Source organism: Nostoc sp. LPT, from assembly GCF_017115165.1.
Lineage (GTDB): Bacteria > Cyanobacteriota > Cyanobacteriia > Cyanobacteriales > Nostocaceae > Nostoc.
In genome coordinates this window covers 66,492-73,274 of record NZ_JABXKF010000135.1, presented here as the reverse complement: position 1 = coordinate 73,274, position 6,783 = coordinate 66,492, and the positions used below count along the sequence as shown (strand labels likewise).

General features: G+C 40.4%; 7 protein-coding genes. 4 read left to right on the top strand and 3 right to left on the bottom strand.

Features of this window, described 5'->3' with window-relative positions; genetic code table 11:
• Positions 1-189 (top strand): hypothetical protein (locus tag HWQ58_RS25405; protein ID WP_292868910.1); only part of this gene is annotated, 189 nt, incomplete at its 5' end.
• Between the two features lie 360 nt (positions 190-549).
• On the opposite strand, the gene HWQ58_RS25400 is transcribed toward HWQ58_RS25405, so the two are convergent.
• The 3 genes from HWQ58_RS25400 to HWQ58_RS25390 form a co-directional block, all read right to left on the bottom strand.
• On the bottom strand, positions 550-741 hold the full coding sequence (locus tag HWQ58_RS25400; protein WP_292868907.1) for a hypothetical protein: 192 nt from the start codon (positions 739-741) through the stop codon (positions 550-552).
• 96 nt (positions 742-837) lie between these two features.
• A complete protein-coding gene (locus HWQ58_RS25395) occupies positions 838-1,161 on the bottom strand; it encodes a hypothetical protein (protein WP_292868904.1) in 324 nt (107 codons plus the stop codon).
• A 458-nt stretch (positions 1,162-1,619) separates the two neighbouring features.
• Entirely contained in the window at positions 1,620-3,506 is a 1,887-nt protein-coding gene (locus tag HWQ58_RS25390; RefSeq protein ID WP_292868900.1) for an ABC transporter ATP-binding protein, read from the bottom strand.
• Between the two features lie 248 nt (positions 3,507-3,754).
• On the opposite strand from HWQ58_RS25390, the gene HWQ58_RS25385 reads away from it, so the two are divergent.
• The 3 genes from HWQ58_RS25385 (at position 3,755) to HWQ58_RS25375 (ending at position 6,780) form a co-directional block, all read left to right on the top strand.
• Positions 3,755-4,411 (top strand): nuclease-related domain-containing protein, encoded by a 657-nt coding sequence (locus HWQ58_RS25385; protein ID WP_292868897.1) that lies wholly within the window; start codon positions 3,755-3,757, stop codon positions 4,409-4,411.
• 57 nt (positions 4,412-4,468) lie between these two features.
• Positions 4,469-5,434, top strand: a complete 966-nt coding sequence (locus tag HWQ58_RS25380; RefSeq protein ID WP_292868894.1) for a caspase family protein — start codon at positions 4,469-4,471, stop codon at positions 5,432-5,434.
• Positions 5,435-5,541: 107 nt separating this feature from the next.
• Positions 5,542-6,780 carry an AAA domain-containing protein gene (locus HWQ58_RS25375; protein ID WP_292868891.1) on the top strand — a complete coding sequence of 413 codons (1,239 nt, stop codon included), beginning with the start codon at positions 5,542-5,544 and terminating at the stop codon, positions 6,778-6,780.
• Positions 6,781-6,783: the final 3 nt, after the last annotated feature.

Below are 6,783 nucleotides of genomic sequence, written 5' to 3'. Positions count from 1 at the left end.
TCACTGGTGGATTCAATTTGGAGTTTAATCGTAACTAATTACCCGGACATGATATTAGATGACAAAAAATTCCATGATTTAAAGAGTCAGGTTGAAAACTATCAAGATGATAATCCAGATACAAATAATCGAGGTTTGAAAAAAGATATTTGTAACGACAACAATCGGTCAATAAACCTAACACAATAAGGTTCAGATAAGTTTGCCGAAGCTAATAATATCAAATCCAGTTGAACAACCACACTAAAAATAAGCTACAACTAATTTTGTTACTTGATTGAAACTATGTGCAATCAGCCGGATTTGATATAATTTGCCTTTGCAAGCAATACAGTTCAGTTAAACTTTTTTCTCTCCCCCTGCTCCCAAAGCCTCCCCCGCACAATAACAGCCTGCCGTTAACAGATAAATTTGCTTAACCCAAGCGTATTGCCTTTACAAGCTGGCTTTGTGTCGTCGCACCTTTGGGAAACGAAATAGTATTTAAAATGTATTGTTCAAAAGGTCGCACCTTGCAAACGTTTTGAACTAGATGTGTCGTCGAATATTCTAGTCTCTGTTCCAATCACTGTTGGAACGGGGAAATCTGAATAGTAAAGTTTCTTGACAATTAATCGCTGCTACTGTTTTTGAAATACCAGTAGGATGTCCTTGAGCATCAAAAGTCAGGGAATCTACACAAGCCTGTAAAGCGGAAGCAAGGGGAGGTAAACATTCCTGTTCTGCTCTGTTTGTTGACATCTGTTGGCTCAAAACTCGAAAACATTGATTTGTATCCTCTAGAGCAAAATTACAGAGCCGTGTTGCCTGTTCCGTTGAGGTCACATTCCGCAAATCCTAGAAGCATTGACTGGTATAAGGTGTTGCTATACGGCATAGTTTCTCAGCGCGTTCCAAAGAGGTAGAATTTCTTAATTCCTGAAAGCACTGGCTTGTATAACGGGTTGAGTTACGGCACAATCGTGCAACTCTCTTCGCAGAGATATCTCTTTGTAAATCCTGAAAACATTGAGTTCTCACACTTAAGCTGTGTTTATAATCCTCTTTCTCTGGTAAATTATACTGTTTTTGGGCGTGTACTGGTATGCTTAGTACAAACATTACAAATCCCAGAATCAGGGGAGTCTCGACTAAACCAAAATTCACATTAAAAAATTTCATAGTTTTTATTCTATGAGTTGAAAAATAATATTTATATTCAGATGTGAAGGTGATTTCTCAAAAAAAGTTCCGGGTAGTAACTCCCGAAGCTTTTGTGTCTAGGGTAGGGGTTTCAACAGCACACTCTTGGAGTAGGTGCGATTCGTTATGCAGTGAATGACGGTAGCCAGTCTAGTAAATAACTACACCAACCGACTTTAGTAATATAAACGGTTGAACTCTCGGAGGAATGCGGTGAAAGCCCCGTTTAACAGACTCAGTTGTGACTCCCTATCTGCCCGCGCGACCTGAAAGGTTGTTTGTACGAGGAGCCGACTCCTCTAGAGGATTCATACCCTCTACCCTCACGTAAGCCATAGAAAGCATTGATTTTAGTTATGCAGTTGATTTGCTTTATGAAGATGTGAGTTTTGAAGGTGAAGAACAAATTTAACCCCTTTATTAAGTCTGAGGGTTTTCTACAAAGCCCGTAGATGACGACTTCGCACCCGTTCAGCACTACCCGTAGGAATCGCAGCAATTAATTTTTGCGTGTATTCCTCTTTGGGTTCTTGGTAGATGCTTTCGGCTGTGCCTTCTTCAACAATTTGACCGCGATTCATGACTAAAATGCGATCGCTCATAAATTTCACTACACTTAAATCGTGAGAAATAAAAATATAGGTAAGCTGAAAGTCTGACTGTAATTCTTTGAGAAGATTTAATACCTGCGCCTGTACTGAAACATCCAGCGCTGAAACTGATTCATCGCAGATGATAAACTTAGGATTTAACGCCAAAGAACGGGCTATGCAAATCCGTTGGCGTTGACCGCCAGAAAACTGATGAGGATAGCGGTTAATTGCGTCTGCACTCAACCCTACCCGTTCTAAGAGTTCGACTACCCGTTGGCGTCGTTGTTGCTTTGTCTTACCAACGGCGTGAATTAACAATGGTTCTATCACCGCGTCCCCCACCTTCATTCGGGGATCGAGGGAACTAAAAGGATTTTGGAAGACTATTTGCATTTCCCGTCGCAGTTTTTGCAACGGTTCTCCTTTGAGACTAGTAATATCTTGTTTCTCAAAGATAATCTGACCACTCATCGGTTCAATTAAGCGCAGCAAGGTTCTGCCGAGGGTGGTTTTGCCGCAACCAGATTCTCCCACCAAACCTAGAGTTTCCCCTGGTTTGACATCAAAAGAAACGCCATTAACTGCCATATTGTAGCGTTTTGTCCCACCAAACACCCCGCGCACTGGAAAGCCAACTTTCAGGTTGCGGATTTGCAGCAGGGGTTCCAATTCATTGAAGTTTGCCAATCTTGCAGCAATCTCTTCAGTAGTGACTTCTGTGGGTTGTATGGGTTCTTTTGGCTGAATTACTACTTGTCCCGTTGATGTCTCCTCTGCACTCATGTAGTCAGAAACAGTGAGTAATTTTTGGGGACGGCGGTTGAGTGTGGGGCGGCAGGCGATCAAACCTTTAGTATATGGATGCTGGGGATTGCTGAAAATTTGCTCAGAAGTACCAGATTCAAGAACTTTGCCTCTATACATTACCGCTACTTGGTCAGCAATTTCTGAAATTAGTCCCAAGTCATGGGTAATGAAAATCATTGCCATGTCACGGCTTTGCTGCAATTCTCGCATTAACTCCAAAATTGTCGCTTGCACCGTCACATCTAAAGCTGTGGTTGGTTCATCGGCAATTAAAATTAATGGGTTGCAAGAAATTGCCATTGCAATCATCACCCGTTGCAACTGGCCCCCAGAAAGTTCATGAGGGTAGCGTTCCAGCATCGCTTCTTTGTGTTCTTTAACCAACTTTGCCAACTTTGATGGTTCTGGTTTCGATGAATTGCTGTTGGTTTGATGCCAAGTTTCGATATACTGCTGCTGTATCTCTTCATCGCTAGGTAGAAGTTTTACCTCTTGCAGACCTGCGATCGCAATTTGTCGTGCTTGGGCTGCTGACACATTTTGATGCCGCATAATCGCTTCTGTTAGCTGAAACCCGATGTTATAAACTGGATTGAGCGAACTCATCGGTTCTTGAAAAATCATGGCGATGTCGCCACCCCGGTGTAGCTGCATTTGCTCAGGAGGCAATTTTACCAAATCGATGGGGTTGCCATTCTCCTGAGGACGAAACCAGATTTCACCGCCAGTCACTATACCAGGAGTTTGCAACAAACCCATCACAGCTAGGGCTGTGACTGATTTACCACTTCCCGATTCTCCTACTATTCCTAGAGTTTCACCTCGATGCAACCCAAAGGAAATACCATCCAAAGCTCTGACGTTATTGCCATCGCTGGGAAATTCAACTTGGAGATTGCGAACCTCTAGGACAGTTTCTCTCATAGGAGTTGGGTAGGAATTTTAACTTAAAATTATTTGGATTTTAACAATAGTTTTGATCTATTATGTGGATAAATTTGGTTTTTACGCTCCTTAGCAGTTTTTCACCCACAACTGACATCACATACTTCCACAATATACACACATTTGCGATGTCCAACTGCTTGTGATTTCTGCAAATCGTCATTGGCTTATGGTATCCTCTTTTTTCAGAGTTCCAGTCTTTACGTAACAGCATTAACTACAGAAAATTGCCACCACGAACAAAACAGCCAGGAGAGCAAATCCGTAAATTGATTAAGGAGCGTCGCCAGTCTGCAATGCTGAGTTATACTTTTGCGGTGGTTGTTCTAATGGGGACAGTACTGTTATTCAGTATCTTCAGAACTTCTTTTGTGGGGATGTTGCTCTCGCTAGGGGCATTGGTAGGCTCATACAACCTGTATCGTAATGGGCAACACTTGATGAAAAGAGCGGGTGATGCTCAACGTGGTGCTACAGCCGAAACTGAAGTAGCTATATTATTGCGCCCTTTGGAACATCGAGGATGGCAATTGGAATACAACCTCCGAATTAGGAGATGGGGTGATGCAGATGTCGTGCTGCATTCTCCTCAAGGTAACTGGTACGTAGTCGATGTTAAATCCCATAGCGGTACTAAAGTTTATGAAAGTGGTCGTCTGCGTAAACGCTACGGCAGAAATACCTTTGATTTTGACGAAGGTGATTTGATAGGCAAAGTTAAAGGTCAAGCAACAGAAGTAAAATACTTAAAAAGTGCGCGGTGGGTGACTGCACTGCTTTGTTTTACAAAAGGTAATGTCGATATTTCTAGCAATGAGGTTGGCGGTGTTTATGTTGTAAATGCCACTGATTTAGTTAACACTTTGTTACATTTAGATAAATAATATATATTCTCTGTAAAATCACTTAAATATCACTTATGTACATGGAGTTAAATGAAAGTGAACGATAAATTTACTCACGGTTATGCACTATTAATTGGTGTAGGGGAGTCTAAATATAGTAAGCTTTCGCTACCAGTAACAGTAAAAGATACTCAAGCAATTTATGCTGCTTTAATTGACCCGCAATTATGTGCCTATAACGATGATAAAGATTATATTCGAGTGCTGAATAATCAAGAAGCAAATAAAGCCGCTATTCTAGATGGATTGAATTGGTTAAAAGAAAAATCAGCCGCAGACCCTTATGCAACCGTATTTGTTTATTATTCAGGACATGGCTGGATAGATAAAAATACACAAAATTATTATTTACTACAACATGATATTAAGCCAACTAAGCTTGCTAGTTCCGCACTTGCAGCCGAAACTTTCACAGATGCATTAAGGCAAATAAAAGCAGAACGTTTATTAGTTGTGATTGATAGTTGTCATGCAGCCGGAATGGCAACTTCTAAAGAGGCTGATATAGAGCTACAAGAAGAATTTGAAGATTTTATTCGAGTTGCTCCATCTAAAGGCTTAATTGATGATTTGAAACAAGGCAAAGGCAGAGTAGTTTTTACTTCCTCTGAAGGTGAGCAACAATCTTGGATAAAAGATGAATCAAGCAGCATCTATACTTATCATTTTCTGGAAGCTTTGCATGGTGCTGGTAATCAGCCCGGTGATACAGAAGTTCGGGTTTCTAATTTAATGAATTATCTGGGTAAAACTGTGCCTGAGAGTGCGCGTCAGTTGTACAAAGCAGAACAAATTCCGCATTTTGATATGGATGCAGGAGATTTTGTAATTGCCAAACTTCGGGGTGGTAAAGGTTTACCTGATAAGGGGTGGGATGAAGTCAAGCCCCAAGCGACACAAAAGATTAATAAAATTGCTGAGACGATAAACCAGTATGGAAAGTTTATCACGAATATTAATGAAGCTCGTAATATCCATATTGGTGATGTGTACAACAAATAAATAACTGCTGCGTAAAATATATATTTGGCGTAATTTTGATTAGTATCCCAGTTAATTAGTAATAATACATAGGAAACTAAAATCAGTACCACAATCTGGAGGTAATTTTGAACGCAGCTAGCAAGGTAGATGCAATTCTCAATGCATGGTTCGATTACATTGCTTTGGATGATTACAGTAACGCCAGGATTGAAGCAGCTAATCAGGATGTGGTAAAAGAGCGCGGTGTAAAGCTAGTAAGTGACCATGTATTCATTGAGCCAACCATTTTTTTAGAACTACAACAAAAAGTTGCCAAAGTGCAACAAGGTCAACAGGAAACAGTGTGGGCATTGTCCTTTCCCCAATTTATTGATGTAGATAAGGGAAAATCTTATTTTTGTCCTCTATTTAGTTTGGATGTTACATCTATCCTCAAAGGAGAGTATCGACAATTAGGGTGGAGTCTCGACGAATTAAAACTGATGGAAGCAGGAAAAAACCTAGCTACCTTCATGGGATTAGACGACGAACAACGGGAGCAGTTGATTACCCAAGATGGACTGCGACGATTTCTCGAAACCACATTTGGGCAAGAATTTCAAACTTATGAAGAGTGGATGCGAAATGTTCCTATAGCTCGATCTGGCCACCAAATTCAACGACAGCCATACTTGTTTGCCTTTGGAGCAACATATTCTTGGAATCTCAAGCAAGACTTAAAAGAAATCAAGTCAGGCTCAAAAAAGTGGTTGAAGCCAAAACATCCAGCTTATGAATATTTGTTTGGTGTACCTCAACTTCCAGAACACGAAGTTACTTACATGGGTGCTTTCCCAACCCACGCACCAACTAAGTCGCAATCAACAGCATTAAAACACGCCCAAACCGAACCGATGACGGCTGTCCAAGGGCCACCAGGTTCTGGGAAAACCACCCTCATACTTCACCTTATTGCTCAACAGGTAGTCCAACGCGCACTCAGTCTAATTGAAAGTAACCAGGACACTAATAACTTAACTGTTATTAGTAGTGCCAATGATAAAGCAGTTAAAAATGTTATAGAAAAGCTAGATGAATGGTTAAAAGGTGAGTCTCTAGAACATAATTTTCTCTATCTTCAAGGGGGAAGTAAATTGAATATCCAATCTCCTGGAGGTGCTTTAGAAAATTTACAAGAAGCGCTTGATTATTTACAAAAAAATCGTTTTAATCCCAAATATTATAATAATTTATCACAGCAAATAAAAGAAATTAAAAATGAGTTAGAGGCTGAAAAGTCAAATTATTTAGAAAAACGTCGTCAAAGAACTTTAGATGAAGAACGACTGACTCAAGTTATAGAAAAAATACAAGCACTTCAATAGTAT